Source organism: Aquabacterium sp., from assembly GCF_036273115.1.
Taxonomy (GTDB): Bacteria; Pseudomonadota; Gammaproteobacteria; order Burkholderiales; family Burkholderiaceae_C; genus Aquabacterium.
In genome coordinates, this window is sequence record NZ_DASUIN010000024.1 from 1 (window position 1) to 23,726 (window position 23,726).

At 59.0% G+C, this 23,726-nt stretch carries 18 protein-coding genes and 2 tRNA genes; 16 read left to right on the forward strand and 4 right to left on the reverse strand.

The window, feature by feature from the left end; all coding sequences use genetic code 11:
• The first annotated feature begins 386 nt into the window (after positions 1-386).
• The gene (locus VFW72_RS10175) at positions 387-1,373 is read left to right on the forward strand and encodes an integron integrase (RefSeq protein ID WP_329674186.1); all 987 of its coding nucleotides are present in this window, start codon (positions 387-389) and stop codon (positions 1,371-1,373) included.
• A gap of 138 nt (positions 1,374-1,511) precedes the next feature.
• A complete protein-coding gene (locus VFW72_RS10180; protein ID WP_329674187.1) occupies positions 1,512-2,411 on the forward strand; it encodes a recombination-associated protein RdgC in 900 nt (299 codons plus the stop codon).
• A gap of 22 nt (positions 2,412-2,433) precedes the next feature.
• On the opposite strand, the gene fabI is transcribed toward VFW72_RS10180, so the two are convergent.
• Entirely contained in the window at positions 2,434-3,222 is a 789-nt protein-coding gene (gene fabI / locus VFW72_RS10185; RefSeq protein ID WP_329674188.1) for an enoyl-ACP reductase FabI, read from the reverse strand.
• 210 nt (positions 3,223-3,432) lie between these two features.
• On the opposite strand from fabI, the gene rimP reads away from it, so the two are divergent.
• The 7 genes from rimP to dusA all read left to right on the forward strand — a co-directional run bounded on the left by rimP (position 3,433) and on the right by dusA (position 13,154).
• Entirely contained in the window at positions 3,433-4,098 is a 666-nt protein-coding gene (gene rimP, locus VFW72_RS10190; RefSeq protein ID WP_329674189.1) for a ribosome maturation factor RimP, read from the forward strand.
• Positions 4,095-5,573, forward strand: a complete 1,479-nt coding sequence (nusA, locus tag VFW72_RS10195) for a transcription termination factor NusA (protein WP_329674190.1) — start codon at positions 4,095-4,097, stop codon at positions 5,571-5,573. The genes rimP and nusA overlap by 4 nt, the downstream gene beginning before the upstream one ends.
• Positions 5,574-5,637: 64 nt before the next feature.
• The gene (gene infB / locus VFW72_RS10200) at positions 5,638-8,691 is read left to right on the forward strand and encodes a translation initiation factor IF-2 (RefSeq protein ID WP_329674191.1); all 3,054 of its coding nucleotides are present in this window, start codon (positions 5,638-5,640) and stop codon (positions 8,689-8,691) included.
• Between the two features lie 96 nt (positions 8,692-8,787).
• Positions 8,788-9,180 (forward strand): 30S ribosome-binding factor RbfA, encoded by a 393-nt coding sequence (gene rbfA, locus VFW72_RS10205; RefSeq protein ID WP_329674192.1) that lies wholly within the window; start codon positions 8,788-8,790, stop codon positions 9,178-9,180.
• A gap of 4 nt (positions 9,181-9,184) precedes the next feature.
• Positions 9,185-10,192, forward strand: coding sequence for a tRNA pseudouridine(55) synthase TruB (gene truB, locus VFW72_RS10210; protein ID WP_329674193.1), 1,008 nt, complete (start codon positions 9,185-9,187; stop codon positions 10,190-10,192).
• Between the two features lie 53 nt (positions 10,193-10,245).
• The gene (gene typA / locus VFW72_RS10215; protein WP_329674194.1) at positions 10,246-12,078 is read left to right on the forward strand and encodes a translational GTPase TypA; all 1,833 of its coding nucleotides are present in this window, start codon (positions 10,246-10,248) and stop codon (positions 12,076-12,078) included.
• Positions 12,078-13,154: a tRNA dihydrouridine(20/20a) synthase DusA gene (gene dusA, locus VFW72_RS10220; protein ID WP_329674195.1), complete on the forward strand. Its 1,077-nt coding sequence runs from the start codon at positions 12,078-12,080 to the stop codon at positions 13,152-13,154. Before typA ends, dusA begins: the two co-directional genes overlap by 1 nt.
• Before the next feature lie 80 nt (positions 13,155-13,234).
• Here dusA and efp read toward each other — a convergent pair whose 3' ends face one another.
• Both efp and earP read right to left on the reverse strand, forming a co-directional pair.
• A complete protein-coding gene (gene efp / locus VFW72_RS10225) occupies positions 13,235-13,789 on the reverse strand; it encodes an elongation factor P (protein WP_329674196.1) in 555 nt (184 codons plus the stop codon).
• Between the two features lie 104 nt (positions 13,790-13,893).
• Positions 13,894-15,048 carry an elongation factor P maturation arginine rhamnosyltransferase EarP gene (gene earP / locus VFW72_RS10230; RefSeq protein WP_329674197.1) on the reverse strand — a complete coding sequence of 385 codons (1,155 nt, stop codon included), beginning with the start codon at positions 15,046-15,048 and terminating at the stop codon, positions 13,894-13,896.
• A gap of 20 nt (positions 15,049-15,068) precedes the next feature.
• On the opposite strand from earP, the gene uvrC reads away from it, so the two are divergent.
• The 7 genes from uvrC to VFW72_RS10265 all read left to right on the forward strand — a co-directional run bounded on the left by uvrC (position 15,069) and on the right by VFW72_RS10265 (position 20,874).
• A complete protein-coding gene (gene uvrC, locus VFW72_RS10235; protein WP_329674198.1) occupies positions 15,069-17,138 on the forward strand; it encodes an excinuclease ABC subunit UvrC in 2,070 nt (689 codons plus the stop codon).
• Positions 17,125-17,628 (forward strand): hypothetical protein, encoded by a 504-nt coding sequence (locus VFW72_RS10240; RefSeq protein WP_329674199.1) that lies wholly within the window; start codon positions 17,125-17,127, stop codon positions 17,626-17,628. The genes uvrC and VFW72_RS10240 overlap by 14 nt, the downstream gene beginning before the upstream one ends.
• A gap of 29 nt (positions 17,629-17,657) precedes the next feature.
• Positions 17,658-18,224, forward strand: coding sequence for a CDP-diacylglycerol--glycerol-3-phosphate 3-phosphatidyltransferase (gene pgsA, locus VFW72_RS10245; RefSeq protein WP_329674200.1), 567 nt, complete (start codon positions 17,658-17,660; stop codon positions 18,222-18,224).
• 169 nt (positions 18,225-18,393) lie between these two features.
• A complete protein-coding gene (locus tag VFW72_RS10250; protein WP_329674201.1) occupies positions 18,394-18,666 on the forward strand; it encodes an HU family DNA-binding protein in 273 nt (90 codons plus the stop codon).
• A 20-nt stretch (positions 18,667-18,686) separates the two neighbouring features.
• Positions 18,687-18,762: transfer RNA gene (locus VFW72_RS10255), tRNA-Val, on the forward strand.
• Positions 18,763-18,851: 89 nt separating this feature from the next.
• Positions 18,852-20,774: a SurA N-terminal domain-containing protein gene (locus tag VFW72_RS10260; RefSeq protein ID WP_329674202.1), complete on the forward strand. Its 1,923-nt coding sequence runs from the start codon at positions 18,852-18,854 to the stop codon at positions 20,772-20,774.
• A gap of 24 nt (positions 20,775-20,798) precedes the next feature.
• Positions 20,799-20,874 (forward strand) — tRNA-His (locus VFW72_RS10265).
• Between the two features lie 81 nt (positions 20,875-20,955).
• Here the strand turns inward: VFW72_RS10265 and VFW72_RS10270 are convergent.
• Positions 20,956-23,574 (reverse strand): ATP-binding protein, encoded by a 2,619-nt coding sequence (locus tag VFW72_RS10270; protein WP_329674203.1) that lies wholly within the window; start codon positions 23,572-23,574, stop codon positions 20,956-20,958.
• Positions 23,575-23,726: the final 152 nt, after the last annotated feature.

Below are 23,726 nucleotides of genomic sequence, written 5' to 3' on the forward strand. Positions count from 1 at the left end.
AATCGCGCGTTGAACGAAGGCAAAAGTCAAAAGTGCAATTGCGGCGACAAGCCAAAGAACGAAAGCAAATTTTCCAGTAGTGCTCTTTGGCAAGTTCGACCTTTCGACCTGGGTGTGACGGTTGCAAGAGAAGAGCCTAACTGCAATGTAGGGATCAAGTTGATGTAACAAAGAAGTTAGGGATCAAGCTTGCATTTGAAAATTTGAACATGATTCCCCCTGACAACCACAGAAAGCCTTGCGTCGGTTGATCCCTAACCAGAGTAAGGCGTTGGTACTTCATTTTGCTGCATTCGCGTGCATCTTGGCGCCGCTGAGGTCCCCCTCTTGGGGGTAGTTTCGAGTGCTGTACAAATATACAGTTCCGGCATTCGAATGACACAGCCATGCCAGCAGCCGCTCAACACAACGCACCCAAGTTGCTTGACGAACTCAGGCACGCTATCCGCTTGCGCCATTACAGCCTTCGCACCGAGGAACAGTATGTGTTTTGGGTTCGCCGGTACATCCTCTTTCATGGCAAAAGGCATCCCAAAGAAATGGGGCCCAACGAAGTGTCGTCATTCATGACCCACTTGGCGGCCAATAAGCAAGTTTCAGTCTCCACACACAAGCAGGCTTTGTCGGCCATCCTCTTTCTCTACCGGCATGTGCTGAGGCAAGAGTTGCCTTGGCTGCAGGAAATTGTTCGCCCCAAGGCGGTTCAGAAGCTGCCGGCCGTGCTCACCCCTCAAGAAGTCCAAGTGGTGCTTCACGAGTTGCAAGGGGTGCAGTTGCTGTTGGGCAAGCTCCTCTATGGCACGGGCATGCGAATCACCGAAGCCCTGCGTTTGCGCATCAAAGATGTCGACTTCGGTCACAAGACCTTGGTGATCCGCGAGGGCAAGGGCGCCAAAGATCGCGCAGTCATGCTGCCTGACGCGCTCATCAAGCCGCTCAAACTTCATTTGGCGCAGGTAAGGCAAATGTGGGTCAACGACCGTCGCTCCGGCGTGGGCCCGGTTTGGATGCCCGATGCGCTGGCCCAAAAATTTCCTCACGCGGGGCTCAGTTGGCAGTGGTATTGGGTGTTTCCTCAGTCCGCACTCAGCACAGATCCTCGAACTGGGGCGGAGCGCCGTCACCACATGCAAGACCAGATGTTTCAGCGGCATTTCAAGCAGGCTTTGCAGCGAGCTGACGTTGCCAAACCTGCCACGCCACACACGCTGCGGCACAGCTTCGCCACCCATCTCTTGCAAAACGGCTACGACATCCGCACCGTGCAAGACCTCCTGGGGCACGCTGATGTCAGCACCACCATGATCTACACCCACGTTCTCAAGGTGGGTGGTGGTGGCGTGCGCAGCCCTCTTGATTGGATGCAGACCTGACCGGGCATGAATCGGTGTTTGCGCTAGCTGGGGCTGCGCGTCCAAAGGGAAAATTCAGCACTACACTCCCACGCTCTTCGCGCCACGGGCTGTCGGCCTGGGTCGGGCAGCGAAGCAAGTTGACGAAGAAGGATCTCAGTGTTTAAGAACATGGTCGTCTACCGCATCGGGCCTGAATGGCAGGCTTCTTTGACGGTGATTGAATCGAGCTTGCAGAAAATGCGGTTTGCTCCCTGTGGGGCAACGCAAAAGCAGTCTGTCGGTTGGGTTGAGCCGCGTGGGCTCAAGCACGCCCCTTTGGTTGAGTCCATTGGCGGGCAATATCTGCTCAAACTCCAGGTCGAGCAGCGCGTGTTGCCCGGGGCGGTGGTCAAGCGCCGAACCGAAGAGTTGGCGCGCAAGGTCGAAGATGAAACTGGCCGCAAGCCTGGGAAGAAGCAAACCAAAGAGCTCAAAGAGCAGGCCGAACTCGAGTTGCTGCCCATGGCCTTCACGAAGCAGTCGTCCATCCATGTCTGGATTGATCCTGCGCGTCACCTCTTGATGCTCGATACTTCCAGCTCAGCTCGCGCGGAAGATGTCATCACCAGCCTGGTGAAATCACTGGACGGGTTTGCCGTATCGCTGCTGCAAACCAAGGACTCGGCTGCGGTCGCCATGAAAGAGTGGTTGGCCAGTGGTGAGCCCCCCAGCTATTTCACCATCGACCGTGAGTGCGAGCTCAAATCCATGGACGAAATGAAGTCGGTGGTTCGCTACGCACGCCACCTGCTCGACACCGACGAAGTCAAGGCGCACATCGTGAGCGGCAAGATGCCGACCCGTTTGGCCATGACCTGGGAGGGGCGAGTTTCTTTTGTGTTGACCGAGTCGATGCAGCTCAAGAAACTGGCGTTCCTTGATGTGGTCTTTGAGGGGCACAAGCCAGGCAAGGACGAGGCATTCGATGCCGACGCCGCCATTGCCACAACCGAGATGAGTAAGCTGATCCCGGACCTCATTGATGCGCTGGGCGGAGAGTTGCAGTTGCAGCAGTGACGCTGCAACTGCGAGGCGTGGGTCAGACGCTTTCGCTGACCCCGCCCATGACGTGGCTGAAGCCGCCGTCGACGTAGGTGATCTCAGCGGTCACGCCGGCAGCCAGGTCAGACAGCATGAAGGCGGCCACGTTGCCCACGTCTTCAATCGTCACATTGCGGCGCAGCGGCGCGTTTTGCTCGACCACATCCAGGATCTTGCTGAAGCCCTTGATACCGGATGCAGCCAAGGTCTTGATCGGGCCCGCAGAAATGCCATTCACGCGGATGCCCTTGGGGCCCAGGCTGGCGGCGGTGTAGCGCACGCTGGCTTCCAGCGACGCCTTGGCCAGGCCCATGGTGTTGTAGGCCGGCACAATGCGTTCGGCGCCCAAGTACGACAGCGTCAGCAAGGCCGCGCGGTCATTCAAATAGGGTAGGGCCGCCTTGGCCATCGCTGGAAAGCTGTAGGCGGAAATGTCATGCGCCACGCGGAAGCCCTCGCGCGACAGGCCTTCCAGGAAATCGCCGGCAATGGCCTCACGCGGGGCAAAACCGATCGAGTGAACGAAGCCGTCGAGCTTGGGCCAGGTTTTGGCCAGTTCGGCGAACATGGCGTCGATTTGCTCGTCGCTGCTGACGTCGCAATCGAAAATCAGATCCGATTCGAATTCCTTGGCAAATTCGGTGATGCGGTCCTTGAAGCGTTCTCCGACGTAGCTGAATGCCAGTTCAGCACCCTCGCGCTTGCACGCCTTGGCAATGCCGTAGGCGATCGAACGGTTGGACAGCAGGCCTGTGATCAACAGGCGTTTGCCGGCGAGAAATCCCATGAGGTCTCCAGACAGTGAACGAGAAGAGGCCCGGATTTTCGCATGCGACGAGACGTTTTCAGAGAAATTCCGGGCCCGATCTTGATCCGGGCAGGTTCTGAGGCTAAAATACAGGATTGGCTACCCAAATTTCCTGGGTGGCACGTCACGTGTCAGACACGTATGGGCGGATTTTCCTGCCCATTTTTTTTGCTTGAGACTTTTTATTGGATGACTTGGCAAACCGTTGTTGAAAACACCGTAACCGGCTTGGGTTATGAACTGGTGGACTGCGAACGCAGTTCGCATGGCTTGTTGCGCGTGTACATCGACCGTTTGCCTGAGCAATCGTACGATTTGCCGGGTGAATTCATCACCGTCGATGACTGCGAAAAGGTCACACGTCAGTTGCAGTACGCCCTCGAGGTGGTCAACTGCGACTACTCTCGGCTTGAGGTGTCCTCGCCGGGGCTGGATCGTCCTTTGCGCACCGCAGCGCATTTCGAACGCTTCCAGGGTGAAGTCATCGAGATCACTTTGAAGTCGCCCTTCCAGGGGCGGAAGAAATACAAAGGCGTGTTGGAGGCTGTTCCTGCCACCGCCGAGGGCGAGACTCCTTCCTGGCAGATCGTGCTGGTCAAGGATGTCGACCCCAAGAGCAAAGCTGGGCAGGCGGCCAACAAACCCCCTTCCAAAACAGCATTGAAGAAGGCTGCGGCGCGTCAAGCTGCCGAGTCTGAAGTGGAGCAAGCATTGGGTTTCACGCTCGACGAAATTCGCGAGGCGCGTTTGGTGCCGGTTGTGAGTTTCAAAGGGCGAGGCAGTCGGGAGGCAACCCCGGCTACCGGTGGAGTCACCGTGGATGAGGCGCAAGAACTCGGAGGTCAGAAAAAATGAACCGTGAACTGTTGATGTTGGTGGACGCGATTTCGCGCGAGAAAAGTGTTGAGCGTGATGTCGTGTTCGGTGCAGTCGAACTGGCCTTGGCCTCCGCTACCAAGAAGCTGTACACCGGCGAAGTCGACATCCGTGTGTCGATCGATCGCGAAAGTGGCGAATACGAAACCTTCCGTCGTTGGTTGGTCGTGCCTGATGAGGCCGGTCTGCAAAACCCGGAAGCCGAAGAAATTCTGTCTGATGCCCGTGATCGCATCGCCGACATCGAGGTGGGCGACTACATCGAAGAATCGATTGAGTCCGTGCCCATCGGGCGCATCGGTGCACAGGCCGCCAAGCAAGTCATTCTGCAAAAGATCCGTGACGCTGAGCGCGAGCAGCTGCTCAACGATTTCCTCGCTCGTGGCGACAAGATTTTTGTGGGCACCGTCAAGCGCCTCGACAAGGGCGACATCATCGTCGAGTCCGGTCGTGTTGAAGGTCGCCTCAAGCGTGGCGAGATGATCCCGAAGGAAAATCTGCGTTCCGGCGACCGCGTTCGCGCCTACATCCTGGGTGTGGACACCAACGTTCGTGGTCCTCAGATCATGCTGTCGCGCAGCGCCCCCGACTTCATGGTCGAGTTGTTCCGCCAGGAAGTGCCTGAAATCGAGCAAGGTTTGCTCGACATCAAGAGCTGCGCACGCGATGCCGGTTCGCGAGCCAAGATCGCCGTCCTGTCTCACGACAAGCGCGTTGACCCCATTGGTACCTGTGTCGGTGTTCGCGGCTCTCGCGTCACCGCTGTGACCAATGAGTTGGCCGGCGAGCGGGTTGACATCGTGCTGTGGTCGGAAGATCCCGCTCAGTTCGTTATCGGCGCGCTGGCCCCGGCTAACGTGCAGTCCATTTTTGTGGACGAAGAGCAACATGCCATGGACGTCGTCGTAGACGAGGAAAACCTGGCAATTGCAATTGGCCGTGGTGGCCAGAATGTGCGTCTGGCCTCCGATCTGACGGGCTGGCGCATCAATATCATGACGGCTGAAGAATCTGCACAGAAGCAGGCCGTTGAGTCTGACAGCATCCGCAAACTCTTCGTCGAGAAACTCGACGTTGATGAAGAAGTGGCAGACATCCTGATTGCCGAGGGGTTCACCAGCCTCGAGGAAGTGGCCTATGTGCCGCTGCAGGAAATGCTGGAAATCGAATCGTTTGACGAAGACACGGTCAATGAGCTGCGTACCCGCGCGAAAGATGCTTTGCTGACCATGGAAATCGCCAAGGAAGAAGAAGTTGAAGCTTTGTCGGAAAATCTCAAGGGTCTGGAAGGCTTGACCCCTGAGCTCATCACCAAGCTGGCCGATGCAGGCATCCACACCCGTGATGACCTGGCAGACCTGGCTGTGGATGAACTCACTGAGATCACTGACCTGTCTGACGATCAGGCTCGCGCCTTGATTCTGAAGGCACGCGAGCACTGGTTTGCCAACTGATCTGACAACAGAACTCGACACCAACTCTTCCAATTATTAGCAAGCTCATCGCAAGGATTACACAATGGCCGTGACCACCGTCGCACAACTCGCCGCGGAGCTCAATCGCCCGGCTGCGACACTGCTGGAACAGCTGCAATCGGCAGGCGTGCCCAAGGCATCGCCTGACGATGCGCTCACGGAAGCCGACAAGGAACGTCTGCTTGACCATCTCCGTCACGCCCACGGCTCGGCCGGCGGCGACCGCAAGAAGATCACGCTGACCCGCAAGTCGACCACCGAAATCAAGCAGGCCGATGCCTCAGGCAAAGCACGCACGATTCAAGTCGAAGTCAAGAAGAAGCGCGTCTTCGTCAAACGTGACGAATCCGGTGCCGATGAGGCTGCTCAGGCGGCTCAGGAAGAGGCTGAACTGAAGCGTCGCGAAGAAGAGGCCAATGCTCAGGCTGAAGCTCTGCGTCAGCAGGAAGAGGCTTTGGCTGAGCAACGCCGTCAGCGCGAAGAAGCCGAGCGCCAAGCCAAGGAAGAGGCCGAGCGCCGCGCGGCCGAAGCTGCCGAGCGCGCTGCCCGTGAGTTGGCCGAAGCCGAGGCTGCTGCTTCGAACAAGGCGGCAGCCAAGTCTGCCGAACAAGAGAAGGCTGATCGTGAAGCCGCAGCCGCACGCCGTGCCGCTGCTCAGGAAGCTGCGCGAGCCGAAGCCGCCGCACTGACTGCCGCAGCCCAACGCGCTGCCAAGGGGGGGAGCCTGAAGGCCGCCGCCGCTGCGCCTGAAGCCGCTGCCGAGCCCGTGGCCGAACAGGCATCCAAGCCAGAGGTCGCGACCGAGGCCCCATCTGCAGCGCCCGCACCCGTCGCTGCGGCCCCAGCTGAAGCCGCGGCCAAGCCTGCTGTGCGTGTGGTGAAAGCCGCCGATCGCGAGGCCGAGGAAAAGCAACGCCTGGCTGATCTGGAGCGTCGTCGCAAGGCTGCCGAAGCCGAAGCCGCGGCCATTCGCGCCATGATGAACGCACCGAAGAAGGTGCTGACCGCCAAGAAGCCGGAAGAACCCAAGCCTGCCGAAGTCGCAAACAAGGACGGGATCAAAGGCACCATCCACAAGCCCAAGGGAGCGCCCGGCGCTCCTGGTGCAGCTGCACCGGCAGGTGCGGCCAAGCCTGGCGACAAGAAGTCGGTCAAGTCCGAAAAGTTGTCCTCCAGCTGGGCTGACGACAGCAAGAAGCGTGGCGCACCTGCAGGTAAGGGCCGTGGCGACACAGCTGGTGCTGGCGCCGGTCGCAATGCCTGGAAGGCGCCCGGTGGGCGTGGTGGTCGTCGTGACCGCGGTGACTCCCAATCCACCTTTGTGGCCCCAACCGAGCCGCAAGTGATCGAGGTCCACATCCCCGAAACCATCTCGGTGGCCGATCTGGCGCACAAGATGTCGGTGAAGGCTTCCGAAGTCATCAAGCAGATGATGAAGCTGGGCCAGATGGTCACCATCAACCAGCAGTTGGACCAGGAAACCGCCATGATCGTGGTGGAAGAAATGGGCCACAAGGCATTTGCTGCCAAGCTGGATGATCCGGATGCCTTCCTGGAAGAAGAACACGAAGAACAAGCAGCCGAGTCGCTGCCACGTGCGCCAGTCGTGACCGTGATGGGTCACGTCGACCACGGTAAGACTTCGCTGCTCGACTACATCCGCACGACCCGCGTGGCTTCTGGCGAAGCGGGTGGCATTACCCAGCACATTGGCGCCTACCACGTTGACACGCCTCGCGGCATGATCACCTTCCTCGATACCCCCGGTCACGAGGCCTTCACGGCCATGCGTGCTCGCGGTGCCAAGGCAACCGACATCGTGATTCTGGTGGTGGCGGCCGACGACGGCGTGATGCCCCAGACCAAGGAAGCGATTCACCACGCCAAGGCGGCGGGTGTGCCCATCGTTGTGGCGATCAACAAGATCGACAAGCAAGGTGCCAACCCCGACCGCGTGAAGCAAGAGTTGGTTGCGGAAGAGGTGGTCCCTGAAGAGTACGGTGGCGACTCCCCATTCGTGCCTGTGTCGGCCAAGGTCGGCACCGGTATCGACGAGTTGCTGGAGCAAGTCCTGCTGCAAGCAGAAGTGCTGGAACTCAAGGCGCCTGTGGCTTCCATGGCCAAGGGTCTGGTGATCGAAGCCCGTCTGGACAAGGGCCGCGGCCCTGTGGCCACCGTGCTGGTTCAGTCCGGTACGCTCAAGCGCGGCGACGTGGTGCTGGCTGGTTCGAGCTACGGTCGTGTGCGCGCCATGCTGGACGAAAACGGCAAGAACGCTGCAGAAGCCGGTCCGTCGATTCCTGTCGAAATCCAAGGCCTCACCGAAGTGCCAGGTGCTGGCGACGAATTCATGGTGCTGAGCGACGAGCGTCGTGCCCGTGAAATCGCCACCTTCCGTCAAGGCAAGTACCGTGACGTCAAGCTGGCCAAGCAACAGGCCGCCAAGCTGGAGAACATGTTCGAGAACATGGGCCAGGGCGATGTCCAGACCTTGGGTCTGATCATCAAGGCCGACGTGCAAGGTTCGCAAGAAGCGCTGGCCGCTTCCTTGCTCAAGCTGTCGACGCCCGAGGTCAAGGTGCAGATCGTGCACGCTGCCGTGGGTGGCATCAGCGAGTCGGACGTCAACCTCAGTATCGCTTCGAAGGCCGTCATCATCGGCTTCAACACCCGTGCAGACGCCGGTGCTCGCAAGCTGGCCGAACACAACGGCGTGGACATTCGCTACTACAACATCATTTACGACGCAGTGGATGATGTGAAGGCGGCGATGGGTGGCATGCTGGCGCCTGAACAACGTGAAGAGGTCATCGGTTCTGCCGAGATCCGTCAAGTGTTCGTGGCCTCCAAGATCGGCACCATTGCTGGCTGTATGGTCACCGATGGCGTGGTCCGCCGCAACGCTCGTTTGCGTCTGCTCCGCGACAACGTGGTCATCTACACAGGCGAGCTGGAAGGCCTCAAGCGCTTCAAGGACGATGTCAAGGAAGTTCGCGAGGGCTTCGAGTGTGGTCTCAATATCAAGGGCTACAACGACATCAAGGAAGGCGACGTCCTCGAGTTCTTCGAAATCAAGGAAGTGGCCCGTACGCTGTAATCCATCGCCCAGGCCGCTCACCCGCACAACCCCGCCTGAGCCCAGGCGGGGTTTGTGCTTGAAAGGCCCGACTGAAACGGACAGCAGGAATTCACCATGCGCCATAAACGTTCCACACCGAATCGCAGCAACCGCGTGGCCGATCAGATTCAACGCGATGTGGCCGAGCTCATTCGCGATCTGAAAGATCCGCGCGTTGGCATGGTCACCATCAATTCGGTTGATGTCACACCCGATTACGCCCACGCCAAGGTGTTCTTCTCCGTGCTCATCGGCAACCCCGAGGAATGCGAAGAGGGACTGAACGAAGCTGCCGGATTCATTCGCAACAGCCTGTTCAAGCGCCTACAGATCCACACCGTGCCCACGCTGCATTTCCACTTCGATCGCACTACCGAGCGTGCAGCCGAACTCAACGCGCTGATCAACCGGGCCGTGGCCGACAAGGCCAAGGATGCGGATGACACGCCTCCATCGGCTGGAAACTGACCACATGAATCGACCTGCCCGTCAACCTCGGCGCGCCCTGCATGGCGTCATCTTGCTGGATAAGCCTCTGGGGCTCTCCAGCAATGACGCGTTGCAGAAAGTGCGTCGCTTGATGCGGGCTGAGAAGGCCGGGCACACCGGCACCCTTGATCCGCTGGCGACTGGTCTGTTGCCCCTGTGTTTTGGTGCAGCCACGAAGTTTTCTCAGGTCTCGCTCGACGCCGACAAGGCGTATCGCGCCACCCTGAGGCTGGGGCAAACCACCACTACCGGTGACGCCGAAGGCGAGGTGATCGAAACCCGTGAAGTTACGGCGGACAAGGTCAATCAAGCCAGCCTGGTTCAGGCCTGCGCCGAATTGACTGGGGAAATCGACCAGGTGCCCCCTATGTATTCCGCGCTGAAACACGAAGGTCGCGCCTTGTACGAGTACGCCCGTGAAGGGGTTGAAATCGAGCGTGCCTCACGCCGCGTGACCCTTCACGCCATTGACATCGTCAGCTGGCAAGGTAATGAGGTGGTTCTGGACGTGCGTTGCAGCAAAGGCACCTACATTCGGACTTTGGCCCAGGATTTGGGCGAAAAGCTCGGGGTGGGGGCACATTTGATCGGCTTGCGCCGAACTGGAAGCGGTGGCGTGACTTTGCAGGGCGCCGTGACCCTTGAGGCTCTGCAAGCCATGACCGAGGCCGAGCGCGATGCCTTGCTGGCTCCGGTTGATGTGCTTCTGTCCGACTGGCCAGAAGTCACACTTTCCGAGTCTGAAGCGGCCCGATTCCTGACAGGATTGCGGCGTCGCGTTAAATTGGCGGACTTGCCTCACGTCCGGGTCTACGGACCCCATCCGGCCCGTCCACAAGACGCGGGCGCCAAAGTTCTGCTCGGCAGTGCCCACATCAAGGCCGGCGAGCTGATTCCCACCCGGCTTTTGAGCCCTGACGAGGTTCAGGGACTGGTGCTGCAGTCGGGCGAGGCCTCAACTGAACCCAAGCTGCAACCGACGCCGGCGTGACCAGCCGCTCGATTGCCTAAAATTTTTTTGATTCAAAGAACTGTGAACGTGTCATGAGCACTCAAATTCGTAACATCGCGATCATCGCCCACGTTGACCATGGCAAGACCACCATGGTTGACCAACTGCTGCGTCAATCTGGCACGTTTGCCGAACACGAAAAAGTGGTCGACACCGTGATGGACAACAACGCCATCGAGCGTGAGCGCGGCATCACCATCCTGGCCAAGAACTGCGCGGTCAGCTGGAACGGGACTCACATCAACATCGTCGACACCCCGGGCCACGCGGACTTCGGCGGTGAAGTGGAACGTGCGCTGTCCATGGTCGACGGCGTGGTGCTGTTGATTGACGCGCAAGAAGGCCCCATGCCTCAAACGCGTTTCGTGACCAAGAAGGCCTTGGCCCTGGGTCTGAAGCCCATCGTCGTCGTCAACAAGGTCGACAAACCCGGTGCCAAGCCTGATGCCGTGATCAACGCCGCTTTCGACCTGTTCGACAAGCTGGGCGCCACCGACGAGCAGTTGGACTTCCCGGTGGTGTACGCCTCCGGCATCAATGGCTGGTCTTCGCTGGAAGAGGGCGAGCCCGGTGCGCAGTGGGGCCCCGATATGTCGGCGCTGTTCGAAACCGTGTTGAAGCACGTGCAACCTCATCAGGGCAATCCTGACGCACCTCTGCAATTGCAGATCTCCGCGCTGGACTACAACAGCTTCGTGGGTCGCATCGGCGTGGGCCGCGTCAACGCCGGTAAGGTCAAGCCTGGTCAAGATGTGGTCGTGATGGAAGGCCCAGGTGGCAAGACCGTCAAGGGTCGCATCAACCAGGTGCTGACTTTCCAAGGTCTGGATCGCGTGCAAGTGACCGAAGCCGGTCCTGGCAACATCGTGCTGATCAACGGCATCGAAGAAATCGGCATTGGCGTGACGGTGACCGACCCCGTCAACCCCGCTCCGCTGCCCATGCTGAAGGTGGACGAGCCCACTCTGACCATGAACTTCTGCGTGAACACCTCGCCGCTGGCAGGTCGTGAAGGCAAGTTCGTGACCTCGCGCCAGATCTGGGATCGCCTGCAGAAGGAACTGCAACACAACGTGGCGCTGCGCGTGAGCGAAACCGCTGAAGACGGCATCTTCGAAGTGTGCGGTCGCGGCGAATTGCACTTGACCATCTTGCTGGAAAACATGCGTCGCGAAGGCTATGAGCTGGCCGTGTCCAAGCCCCGCGTGATGTTCAAGGACATCGACGGCGTGAAGTGCGAGCCCATGGAGTTGGTGACCGCTGACGTCGAAGAAGAGCACCAAGGCGGCGTGATGCAAGCTCTGGGTATGCGCAAGGGCGAAATGATCAACATGGAACCCGATGGCCGCGGTCGCGTCCGTCTGGAATACCGCATTCCTGCCCGTGGTCTGATCGGCTTCAGCAACGAATTCCTGAACTTGACCCGTGGTTCCGGCCTGATCTCGTCGATTTTCGACGGCTACGAAGCCCACAAGGGTGAAATCGGTGGCCGTAAGAACGGCGTGCTGATCTCCATGGACGACGGTGAAATCTTCACCTACGCCCTGGGCAAGCTGGATGACCGCGGCCGTATGTTCGTGAAGGCTGGCGACCCTGTGTACGAAGGCATGATCGTCGGTATCCACAGCCGTGAAAACGACCTGGTGGTGAACGCGACCCGTACCAAGCAGCTGACCAACTTCCGCGTCTCGGGTAAGGAAGATGCTGTGAAGATCACGCCTCCGATCGAGCTGACTCTGGAATACGGTGTCGACTTCATTGACGACGATGAACTGGTCGAAATCACGCCCAAGAGCATTCGTCTGCGTAAGCGTCACCTGAAGGAACACGATCGCAAGCGTGCCGATCGCGAATCCAAGGCCTGATGAATCAAGGCGTGATGAGTGCCGTGACGGAAACTCAGTTGTCACCATGGCGGGCCTGCGTGGCCCCCATGCTCGACTGGACTGATCGTCACTGTCGCTACTTTCATCGCCTGATCAGCCCCGAGGCACGTCTCTACACCGAGATGTTGACCACGGGGGCGTTGATCCATGGTCAGATGACCCGCTTTCTGGATTACAGCGAGCAAGAACACCCCGTTGCGCTGCAACTGGGTGGCAGTGAGCCTGCTGACCTGGCGCACTGTGCTAAGCTGGCCCAGAAATGGGGCTACGACGAAGTCAATTTGAACTGTGGTTGCCCCAGTGAGCGGGTGCAGCGCGGGGCCTTTGGCGCCTGTTTGATGAACGAAGCCACACTGGTGGCGGACTGCGTCAAGGCCATGATCGACGCGGTGGGCGGTGACCCCAATGTGCCGATCACGGTGAAGCATCGCATCGGCATTGACCAGATCGAAAGCTATGACTTCGTACGCGACTTCGTGGGCACCATTGCCGATGCGGGTTGCCATGTCTTCATCGTGCATGCGCGCAATGCCTGGCTCAAGGGTTTGAGCCCAAAAGAGAATCGTGAGATTCCGCCTCTGCGTTACGAGTTCGTGCATCGCCTCAAGCGCGACTTTCCGCACTTGACCATCGTGCTCAATGGCGGGCTGGCAGACAACGCCAGTTGCGTCGAACAACTGCGACCTGGTGCCGTCCACGAAGGCGTGGCGCTGGATGGTGTGATGGTGGGCCGTGCGGCGTATCACACGCCTTGGATGATGGCAGACTGGGCCGAATTGCTGTTCGGCAAAGAAGCCAAGCCAGAGTCATTCACTCGCGAGTCGGTGGAGCGGGCCATGGTGGCGTATACCGAGCACGAAATGGCTCGTACCAAAGGCTGGGCTCATGGTGAGGTGCGTTGGCCGCAGGTGATGCGGCACGTGCTGGGGCTGTACAACGGGCTGCCTGGTGCAAGACGTTGGCGCCAGGTCTGGTCAGATCACAAGCTCAAAGATCAAATGCCTTCAGCCGTGTTTGACTTGGCACATCAGCGCCCGGACAAAGCCGCAGCTTGATCAAGGCCCCTTCGGGCTTGCCTGTTGGACACAAAAAAAGGACATCCTCGGATGTCCTTTTTCTTTGGGCGACTGAAGAATCAGACGCGCTTCTTGTACTCGTGGGTACGGGTGTCGATTTCGATCTTGTCGCCCGACTCAACGAACAGGGGGACCGAGATTTCGAAGCCGGTGCCAACGATGCGAGCAGGCTTCATGACCTTGCCGGAGGTGTCGCCCTTGACGGCTGGCTCAGTTTCGATTTCACGGACCACGGTAGTGGGCAGTTCGACGGAGATGGCGCGACCTTCGTAGAACACCACTTCCACTGGCATGGCGTCTTGCAGGTAGCTGATGGCGTCACCCATGTTCTCGGCTTCCACTTCGAACTGGTTGTAGTCAGCATCCATGAAAGCGTACATGGGGTCGGCGAAGTAAGAGTAGGTGCACTCTTTCTTTTCCAAGATGATCTGATCCATCTTGTCGTCAGCCTTGAAGACCACTTCGGCGCCAGCGCCGTTCAGCAGGTTCTTCATCTTCATGCGGACGGTTGCCGCGCCACGGCCACCGCGGCTGTATTCAGTCTTCAGGACGACCATCGGGTCCTTGCCCTGCATGATCACGTTGCCAGCGCGGATTTCTTGTGCGAGTTTCATGTTTGGTTCCCGAGAGGGTCTGGATCTGGATTCAAAAACGGGTGCCGGCAAGGAACGACAAGGCGTTGTTACAACGCGGTCCAATGCGAGCAAAGCCGCCTATTTTAACCCGGGTGGGTGACAAATTCGAGTGCGAATTCAAGCAATTGGCTCGTCAAGTCGGCTTGAATGGCCAAATTGCGGGCCGATTCTTGACTCGCTTTCAGCCAGTGGGTCGAACTGTTGGCCAGCTTCAACAGCTCAGATAGCGGCGCGCTGTCGGAATTCAAGCGGTTCCATGCCCGCCAGGTGGCTTGTACGTTGCGTGTCAAATCGGCGGGCCAATTTTCCATCCAGCGCTGCATGAAGGCGTTGAGCTTGTCGGCGTGTACGCCATCGTCTTGTTCATATATTTGCCACACGTGGGGCCGCCCGGCCCACAGGGCGCGTACAGCTGAGTCTTCCCCCCGTACCAGATTCAAATCGCACGACCAGAGCAGATGGTCAAACTCGGTTTGCGGCAGGTGGGGCAGTTCGTGCAGAGTCAGGTGCGGCGGGCAAGCGCCTCGATTCGCCGCCCACTGGCGCGCCAGGCGAGTGGCCGGGCCTGGGGTGAGCAGCAGCGTGGTTGCTTCAGCCGATGCGGCAGGTGCCTCGGCGAGTTGGTTCAACCAGGCGGGCAGGGGGGCACTGTCGTAGCAGAACACGCTGACCACATGACGTTTGCGGGGGCTTGTCTCACCCAGGTCCGACGTGTCCACACCCAGGCCCTGAAGCCAATCCAGTCGTGCATGGGGATTTTGTTGAAACGCGTCGCGGCGCGCCAGCAAACCGGGTTCGCGCAACAGCCCTCCGGTCTTGGGCGTGAAGCCGGGGTAGAAGAACCATTTTTTCAGGCCGTAGCCCGCGCCAGACCAAACGGGGGACTGCAGCCGGTGCGAGCGTTCCACATAATCTTCCGCACTCAGGTATTCAAGGTTGACCCAAAGCGGGGGATGGGCGCGTTGCATGCCGGCGACGAAGGCCTCAGGCAGATGGCAGCCAAAGGCTTCCACCACGACGTCGCCTGCGGGGGGCGGGGCGCTTTCGGCCTGATGCCAGTCCAGCACCTCGACGGCTTGCGGTGGGGGAGCCATCCAGTTCAGCGCTGAGGCGTCGTCGATCCACAAGCGAACTTGATGTCCTCTGGCGCATAAGTCGGCGCTCAGGCGCCAGCACACCCCGATGTCTCCGAAGTTGTCGATCACACGACAGAAGATGTCCCACAGCATGGCGGCCATTATCGGCACAATCACGAACCATGAGCGACCGTGTTGACAACAGTGTGCCGGCCGAACCCAGAGAGGCAGTCTGGGCGCGTTTGCTGGTTGAAGTGGCCTCTTTGCCGAATCTGCCCGGTGTGTATCGATACTTCGATGCGCAGGGTGATCTGCTGTATGTGGGCAAGGCCAGGGACCTGAAGCGTCGGGTCTCAAGCTACTTCCACAAAAACCATGGCGGCACGCGGATTGGTCACATGGTGTCGCGCATCGTGCGCATGGAAACCACGGTGGTACGCAGCGAAGCCGAGGCTTTGCTGCTCGAAAACAACCTCATCAAAACGCTCAATCCGCGCTTCAACATCCTGTTTCGGGATGACAAGAGCTACCCGTACCTCAAGATCGTCACCCATGAGTTTCCACGCGTGGCGTACTACCGTGGCGCGGTAGACCGCAAACATCGCTATTTCGGGCCCTATCCGAACGCCTGGGCGGTGAAGGAAACCATTCAGCTGCTGCAGAAGGTGTTTCTGCTGCGCACGTGTGAAGACGCGGTCTATAACCACCGTACACGTCCGTGCCTGCTCTACCAGATCAAGCGTTGCAGTGCGCCTTGCGTGGGATTCATCAGCGAAGACGACTACCGAGCCAGCGTTGGGCAGGCCGAGCGGTTCTTGCTGGGCGAGACTGATGGCGTGATCGCCAGCTTGCAAGAACGCATGATGGCTTACGCCGAGCGCCTGGAATACGAAAAAGCGGCAGAGGTTCGCAACCAGATCAACGCACTGTCGGCGGTGTTGCACCAACAGGCGATTGAAAGTGTGGGCGACAAGGATGCCGACATCCTGGCCGTGAAAGTCCAGGGGGGGCGGGCTTGCGTCAACCTGGCCATGGTTCGCGGGGGGCGCCACTTGGGCGATCGGGCTTATTTCCCGGTGCACGTGCAAGACCATTTCCTCGCGCCGGACGAGCAGGATGCAGAGAGCGCTCAGGAGGGCACCCCCGATACCGCTTCGCCAACGACGACGGCTGAAGCCTTGCTGCAGCAAACCGAGGTGGGTGTTCTGGAGGCTTTCCTCGCGCAGCACTATCTGGGTAACAGTGTGCCGACCTTGTTGGTCCTCAGTCATGGCGTCGATGCCGCACTCATTGATGCGCTCTCGGAACAGAGCGGGCATCGCATCACGGTCGTGCGGCAGCCCCGCGAGCAGCGGCGGGCCTGGCTGGACATGGCCATCAAAGGCGCCGAGTTGTCTTTGGCGCGTCTGCTCAGTGAAGAAGGCTCTCAACAGGCGCGCACCCGGTCGCTTGTGGAGGCTCTGGGGCTTGACATGGTTCTGGAAGACCGCGGCGCGGCGGTGGCGGCAACGGATCTGGAGACGGCGGGCGGTGACGTGGCTGTGGGGCAACCTCACGATGGCGCAAGTGCTGCCGATGGGGTCGAAGATACCCGAGATCCCAGCGCGCAAATGCGCATTGAATGCTTTGACATCAGCCACACAGCCGGGGAGGCCACGCAGGCCTCATGCGTGGTGTACGAGCAGCACAAGATGCAGCCTGCGCAGTACCGACGCTACAACATCAGTGGCATCACCCCGGGCGATGATTACGCCGCCATGAAGCAGGCCTTGGAGCGCCGATACGGCGCAATCAAACCCGAGCAGTTGCCCGATCTCGTCCTGATCGATGGGGGCAAGGGGCAGGTCAGCATGGCCCGTGAGGTGTTTCAGTCGCTGGGCTTGCCCATTTCCATCATCGTGGGGGTGGAGAAGGGCGAGGGCCGCAAAGTTGGCCTGGAAGAACTCGTGTTTGCCGATGGCCGCCCCAAGCTTCAGCTCGCACCTGACTCGGCCGCGCTGATGCTGGTGGCGCAGATCCGCGACGAAGCACACCGCTTCGCCATCACCGGTATGCGGGCCAAACGTGCCAGTGTTCGCACAGGTGGGAGCCGCTTGGAAGATATTCCCGGCGTCGGCCCGAAACGCCGGGCAAAATTGCTGCAACGCTTTGGCGGTGTGCGCGGCGTGGCGGCGGCCACGGTGGATGAGTTGGCCACCGTGGACGGCATTTCGAAGGATCTGGCGGAGGAAATCTATCGTGCCTTGCGTTGATTGGAAATGGTTCACGCTATGTGCCGCCTTGGCGGTGGCTGGCTGCGCGACGCAGAGTGGGGCGCCACAAGGTGGTGGGCAGACCTCCGCATCGACGCCTGTTGAGAGCAAAGCCTCTTCAGGCAAGGCCGGTGCGGCACGCCTGGTCCCCCCCTCAGCCCCCAGAAACTGGGACGAGGCTCGTGCCCAGGCTGCACGCCGCATGGTGGCCGCAAACCCGGATCAGACCTACACCGGCAAGCCGCCCGACATGTTGTTGGCCATTCCCGTGCTCAGCATCGAACTCAATGGCGATGGCAGCGTGCGCAACATCGAGGTGATGCGCAAACCCAGTCAGGCGCTCGATACCATCGAGTTGGCCAAGCAGGCCGTTCGGCGCGCCGCGCCCTTTGGCGATGTCTCTCGCCTGCCCAAGCCCTGGAAGTTCAATGAAACTTTTTTGTTCAATGATCAGCGCAAGTTCAAGCCGATGACCCTTGACCAGCGCTGAACCGTGTCCTTTGAGGGCACAATGGCTGCATGTTTCTGAATTTGCCCACCTTGCTCACCTGGGCGCGGATCGTTGCGATTCCGCTGATCGTTGGTGTGTTCTATCTTCCCTGGCCTGCGGCTGAGATCAATCTGACCGCCAGCGTCCTGTTCGTGCTGGTGGCGCTGACCGACTGGTTGGACGGTTGGCTGGCGCGACGGCTGAACCAAACGTCGGCTTTTGGCGCGTTCCTGGACCCTGTTGCTGACAAGTTCCTGGTGTGTGCGTCGTTGCTGATCCTCCTGCAACTTGACCGCGTCAATGCGCTTGTCGCGCTGATCATCATTGGGCGTGAAATTGCCATTTCAGCGCTACGTGAGTGGATGGCTCAGATCGGCGCCTCCAAAAGTGTTGCCGTACACATGCTGGGTAAGCTGAAGACCGCCTCCCAGATGGTGGCCATTGTTCTTTTGCTCTTTGACGGCGTCCTGTTCGGCGTACTCGATACCCGGTTGCTTGGCACTTGGCTGATTTACGTGGCTTGCGGCCTGACGATCTGGTCCATGGTGTACTACCTCAAGAAATCGTTGCCCGATATTCGAGCCAAGGCTCGTTGAGCTTGTGTATGGGGGCGAATATGTCAAGGGCACATCTACGCGAGGGGCGACCCCGCTATTGGACATAGAATGACTTTTTGCCCCCCGACGCGCTGCCCCTTGCTTCCATGTTGCGCGCACGGGCGTGAACCGGTAACTCGTTCTTGACAGCACATCTAAGGGGATTTCCGTGAACAAGTCGGAGTTGATTGATCACATTGCCGAGCAGGCTGATATTTCCAAAGCAGCCGCCGGACGCGCACTCGAGGCTTTGATTGGTGGCGTGGTTACCACGCTGAAGAAAGGTGATCCTGTTTCCCTGGTAGGATTCGGGACTTTCGCGGTCACCACGCGTGCGGCACGAACCGGTCGCAATCCACGCACGGGGGCAACGATCAAGATCAAAAAGGCCAAGGTGCCGAAGTTCCGTCCGGGGAAAGCCCTGAAGGACGCTGTGAACTAAAATACGATTTTCAAGCTGTCGGGTGCTTAGCTCAGTTGGTAGAGCGGCGCCCTTACAAGGCGTAGGTCGGGGGTTCGAACCCCTCAGCACCCACCACACCGATGGCGACTCAAGGCGAACCCCGGTTCGCCTTTGTGTCATCTAAAGCCCGGATTTTTATCCTCGCATCATTTCTGCGATCCGCCATGTTTGATTTCGTTCGCAAGCACACCCGTCTCCTCCAGTTCGCCTTGCTCATCTTGATCCTGCCATCCTTTGTGATGTTTGGGGTGCAGAGTGCGTCCAAGTTCGGTAGCGACGAAGGGGTGGTCGCCAAGGTTGCAGGCAGCAAGATCACTCAGCCGGAGTGGGACAACGCCCAACGCCAGTTTGCTGAGCGTGTGCGTGCCCAACGGCCAGAAACAGACCCGCGTGAATTCGACAAGCCCGAAGTCAAGAAGGCTGCTCTTGATCAACTGGTTCGGGAGTTTGTGCTTTCCGCCGCCGCGAAGGATCAGCATCTGACGCCGTCGGACGCACGCATTGCCCGCATCTTTGCAAACGATCCCCAATTCGCGTCGGTGCGCAACCCCGACGGTACCCTCAACAAGGAAATGCTCCAGGCGCGCGGCATGAGTGCAGCCCAGTTTGAAGCCTTGTTGCGCCAGGAGTTGACTGTTGGTCAGGTTCTCGCTGCCGTTTCGGCCACCGGCCAGACCTCGACTGTGGCCAGCCAGCAGGCCGTCAACGCGCTGTTCCAGGTGCGCGATGTTCAGTGGCAGAAATTCGAAGCCAAGCAATATGCTTCGCAACTCAACCCGACAGACGCACAGTTGCAGGCCTTCTACAAGGATCCGGCCAACGATTCTTGGTTGACCGCGCCAGAGCAGGCGGACGTGCAATTCGTTGTGCTCGACCTGGATACCCTCAAGCAGCGCATTACCTTGTCTGAGGATGACATTCGTGCCTCCTACAAGGAAAACCTGGCCCGTTACACCGAGCCTGAAGAGCGTCGTGCCAGCCACATCCTGATCAAGGCTGAAGCCAGTGCAACGCCTGAGCAGAAAAAGGCGGCTCGCGCCAAGGCCGAGCAGTTGCTGGCCGAAATCCAGAAGAATCCCGCTTCGTTTGCGGAGTTGGCCAAGAAAAACTCTGATGACCCTGGCTCTGCGGCCAACGGTGGTGACCTTGATTTCTTTGGCAAAGGCGCCATGACCAAATCGTTTGACGAGGCGGTGTTCTCGATGCAGCCCGGTCAGACCAGCGGGATTGTCGAGAGCGACTATGGCTTTCACATCATTCGACTGACGGCAGTGCGTGGCGGCAAGGCCCAGCCTTTCGAGGCCGTGCGTGCCCAGATTGAAGACGAGGCGCGCAAGCAGTCCGCTTTGCGTCAATATGCTGAGGTCGCAGAGCAATTCACCAACAAGGTCTATGAGGTGTCTGACAGCCTCAAACCTGTGGCAGACGAGTTGAAGCTGCCCCTCCAGTCTGCTTCCGGTGTGCTGCATAACCCGCAAGGCAAGGACCAGGGGGTGTTGTCGAACCAGCGCGTGCTCGATGCCCTGTTTGATCCAGTCAATCGCTCCAAGGCACGTAACACCGAGGCCATCGAAGTCGGGCCCAACAAACTGGTTTCTGCACGTGTGGTGAAGTATCAGCCTGCAGCACGGTTGGCCTTCGATCAAGTTCAAGCCAAGGTGCGCGAGCGTTGGGTTGCGGCCGAGGCCGTCAAGCTCGCACGTCGTGATGCCGAGCAAAAAATGGCGGCCTGGAAGCAAGCGCCAGACAAGGCTGAGTTGCCTGCTGCGGTGCAGATGTCACGTCGTAACATGTATGGCCAACCCATGCAGGTGCTCGATGCGGCCATGCGTGTTGCCGCAGACAAGCTTCCCGCATGGACGGTTGTCGATCTGGGCGCCGAAGGCAGTGCCGTGATTCGTGTCAACAAGGTGTTGCCACCCAGCCTGTCTGCTGCTGAGCAGCGCGAGACCGAGGCGCAGTTCGGTCCTATCTGGGGGCGTGCTGAAGCCGATGCCTACTACCGAGCGTTGCAAAGAGAATACAAAGTTCAGTATCTGAATGAAGGCAAAAAAGTGACAGAGGCTGTCACAGCTGCGAAAAAATAGTATATACTTTATGTCTTTCCGGCGGTGGCTGTAGCTCAGTTGGTAGAGTCCCAGATTGTGATTCTGGTTGTCGTGGGTTCGAGTCCCATCAGCCACCCCACCGAAATATAAAAAAGGCGCCTAGTGCGCCTTTTTCTTTTGCTGAACCGATTCGGTTCACGTCGCGGCACCCTTCGGTTGTCTACTCGGTTGAGTGCAGGTGTTTGTCGATCAGTGCCAAGGTTCTGTGCACGTCAAGGGGTTTACGCAGATAGTCCTGCGCACCGGTATGCCTTGCCTTGATCGTGGCCTCTTCTGTCGCGTCGGCAGACACTATGACCACCGGCGTTTGCGCGGTTTCAGGCTGCTTGCGCAGCGAGGTCAGGAACTCGAGGCCATTGCCATCGGGCAACTGCATGTCCAGTAGGATCAGGTCGTATTGATGCGACTTGAGCAGGCCTTTGGCCTCCTCAATCGTGGTGGCAAAGCTGAGATCGATCTGAGGTCTGAACGCCAGGATGCCGCCCATGATTTCGCAGTTGGTTGCGATGTCTTCAACATACAGCACCGTGCGAGCGCCATACGAGGCTTTGTCGGGCTCGCGCTGACTTTCATAAGCGGCATGTGGTGCGTCACGCAAGGCCGTCACAGGTGCGGTCAATGCATTGTGGTCTGCGGCATGGCGTGCCAGGGCAAACGAGAACTTGCTCCCCTGATCTGGGGTAGAGGCAACGCTAAGGTGGCCTCCCATCATCGTGACGAGCTTTTTGCTGATCAGCAGGCCAATGCCGGTGCCAGGGGTGCTGCTGAACTCCCGTCCAAGTCGGTTGAACGGCTCGAAGAGGTGCTGCAGCTGGTGTTCCGACAAGCCAATGCCCGTGTCTTTCACCTCAAACCGAACCGTTGCCCCCTCCGGCTCCAAGGTCAGTTCGACGCTTCCGTTGGTGCGGTTGTATTTGATGGCATTACTCAGCAAATTGAGCAGAACTTGTTTGAGTCGGGTTCGGTCTGTGCGAACCATCAGTGGCGCGCTTGGGGTGTTCAGGGTCAATCTGACCCCCGCCTTTTGTGCCTGATCGCGAAGCATATCGACGCAGTTCTGTGCAACCGCATGGGCATCGACGACATCCAGGCTCAATGCCATGGTGCCGGACTCGGCTCGTGAGACATCGAGCACGTCGGTGATCATGCTCAACAGGTGCTGGCCAGCCTGTTCAATTTGCTGAATCATCCGTGCTTGTCGTTCGGACAGCGTCGACAATGTGTCTCTCTGAAGAATTTGTGCGAACCCGATCACCGCGTTCAGTGGCGTTCGTAGCTCATGGCTGATTCGCGATAGGAACTCGCTCTTGGCCTTGTTCGCAGCTTCCGCTGCGCGTTGGGCCTGCTGAGCTTGCTCGTATAGACGTGACTCGGTGATGTCTCGGCAGTAAACCGACAGGCCTTGCTCAGACGGGTAGATCCGGATCTCGAGTTCCATGCCTTTGCGGCTCAACGTGGCGTTTCGAGTTCGTGGTTGCCCGTCGCTGGCGCAGCGTTCATAGTCGCTTCTCAAAGCAATGATTTCCGGGCTGGGGATGGTCAGCCAGTGGTCTTTACCGATCGTGCTGTCGCCGGGCAGCGAGAACATTTCCTGTGCCTTGCGGTTGATATACGCAAACCGCCACTCATGGTCGAGTAGGTAGAACCCATCGCTGATGCTCTCCAGGGTCGAACTCAAGCGGCGGATCATGGTCTCGCGATCGTGTTCGCGTTCCTGGAGGCGCAGCGCCATGTCGTCCAGCCCTTTGTCTAGAGCGAGGAATTCGAGGTTCGATGCGATGGGGGCGTGTGGATTGGGCAGCGCTCCCAGAGAAACCATGCGCATGCGATCCCGCAATTGTTGAGCGGGGGCAATGACGTTTCCGTTTGCAAATCGCCAGGCGATTCCTACAGCCAGGCCAAGCAATGCGACGCAGCCTGCTGTCAGGATCGCGAGTGAGCGGTGAAGCTCAGCTGTCAGCGCTTCGTTGGGAATGCCGACCGCGACGGTCCACTGCGAGCTCGATGAGCGGCTGAAGGCTGTGGTGACCGGAATGCCGTCAAGCGTACGGGTTTCGAGGATGCCCTCGGGGCTGCGTCGAGCCTCCGCAACCAGTTCGGGGGTGGCGGATTGACCAATGTAGCGATTCATTTCGTGGCTGCGTGCCACGATCTTGCCTTCGCTGTCGAGAATGGCGCAGACCCAGTTGCTCGGCAGGCGCTGTCGCATCATCAGTGCTGAAAGCCGCTCCGGGAAGATCCCGACGTTGATGCTGTAAATCGCTTGCCCGTCTTTGAATACAGGTACCCCCATTGCAAGGATGGGCTTGCCAGTGACCGGGCCTGTGAACAGGTCGGTTAGAACCGTCTGGCGAGTGTCAAAGATCCGCTGCAGGACGGGTGGATTGCCTGTTTGCGGCAAGGCTTCACCCAAGTCTCTCAGGGTGTTGAGTACCTGGCGCCCTTTGGGGTCGAGCAGAACATAGTTGCTGATGTTCTGGTAGGGAAGTGCATCTTTGGTGAACTTATAGAAAGTGGTCAGATCACCGTTGAGCAGAGGGGGGCTGACCGACAGCACGCGCAGGCCTGACTCGATGCTGGCGAGGTCCTTGTCCATGGCGGACGCCAATGCCCGCGCACTCGCGATGGCGTTCTGGGAGAGGTGCGCCCGCTCCAGTCGGTAGTTTTCGGCCATGAAATAGGCCGAACTCAGAGCGCCAGGTAGCACGCAGGCTGTAACCAACAGCGCCAGGCTGGCGCGAATGGTCAGGGGCGGGCGGTTGGGTTTCAGCCAGACCATGGGCAAGCCATTCCTCCGATATTTTTTTATTTTCTGATATCGAAGTAAACCACAGGCGACATCCAAAAGAAAACAGCCTCCACGCGGGAGGCTGAAATATCTGAAGTCATGCCTTAGTGTTATCGGCAGGAGGTCTTCAGACTTGAGAGGTA

What these genes read in the sequence shown, in the direction of transcription:
- earP (WP_329674197.1), bottom strand. Translation starts at nt 15,048, where the DNA reads ATGGCCGCCATGCTGTGGGACATCTTCTGTCGTGTGATCGACAACTTC.
- typA (WP_329674194.1), top strand. Translation starts at nt 10,246, where the DNA reads ATGAGCACTCAAATTCGTAACATCGCGATCATCGCCCACGTTGACCAT.
- uvrC (WP_329674198.1), top strand. Translation starts at nt 15,069, where the DNA reads ATGAGCGACCGTGTTGACAACAGTGTGCCGGCCGAACCCAGAGAGGCA.
- VFW72_RS10270 (WP_329674203.1), bottom strand. Translation starts at nt 23,574, where the DNA reads ATGGTCTGGCTGAAACCCAACCGCCCGCCCCTGACCATTCGCGCCAGC.
- nusA (WP_329674190.1), top strand. Translation starts at nt 4,095, where the DNA reads ATGAACCGTGAACTGTTGATGTTGGTGGACGCGATTTCGCGCGAGAAA.
- VFW72_RS10260 (WP_329674202.1), top strand. Translation starts at nt 18,852, where the DNA reads ATGTTTGATTTCGTTCGCAAGCACACCCGTCTCCTCCAGTTCGCCTTG.
- rimP (WP_329674189.1), top strand. Translation starts at nt 3,433, where the DNA reads ATGACTTGGCAAACCGTTGTTGAAAACACCGTAACCGGCTTGGGTTAT.
- dusA (WP_329674195.1), top strand. Translation starts at nt 12,078, where the DNA reads ATGAATCAAGGCGTGATGAGTGCCGTGACGGAAACTCAGTTGTCACCA.
- rbfA (WP_329674192.1), top strand. Translation starts at nt 8,788, where the DNA reads ATGCGCCATAAACGTTCCACACCGAATCGCAGCAACCGCGTGGCCGAT.
- efp (WP_329674196.1), bottom strand. Translation starts at nt 13,789, where the DNA reads ATGAAACTCGCACAAGAAATCCGCGCTGGCAACGTGATCATGCAGGGC.
- pgsA (WP_329674200.1), top strand. Translation starts at nt 17,658, where the DNA reads ATGTTTCTGAATTTGCCCACCTTGCTCACCTGGGCGCGGATCGTTGCG.
- infB (WP_329674191.1), top strand. Translation starts at nt 5,638, where the DNA reads ATGGCCGTGACCACCGTCGCACAACTCGCCGCGGAGCTCAATCGCCCG.
- truB (WP_329674193.1), top strand. Translation starts at nt 9,185, where the DNA reads ATGAATCGACCTGCCCGTCAACCTCGGCGCGCCCTGCATGGCGTCATC.
- VFW72_RS10175 (WP_329674186.1), top strand. Translation starts at nt 387, where the DNA reads ATGCCAGCAGCCGCTCAACACAACGCACCCAAGTTGCTTGACGAACTC.
- fabI (WP_329674188.1), bottom strand. Translation starts at nt 3,222, where the DNA reads ATGGGATTTCTCGCCGGCAAACGCCTGTTGATCACAGGCCTGCTGTCC.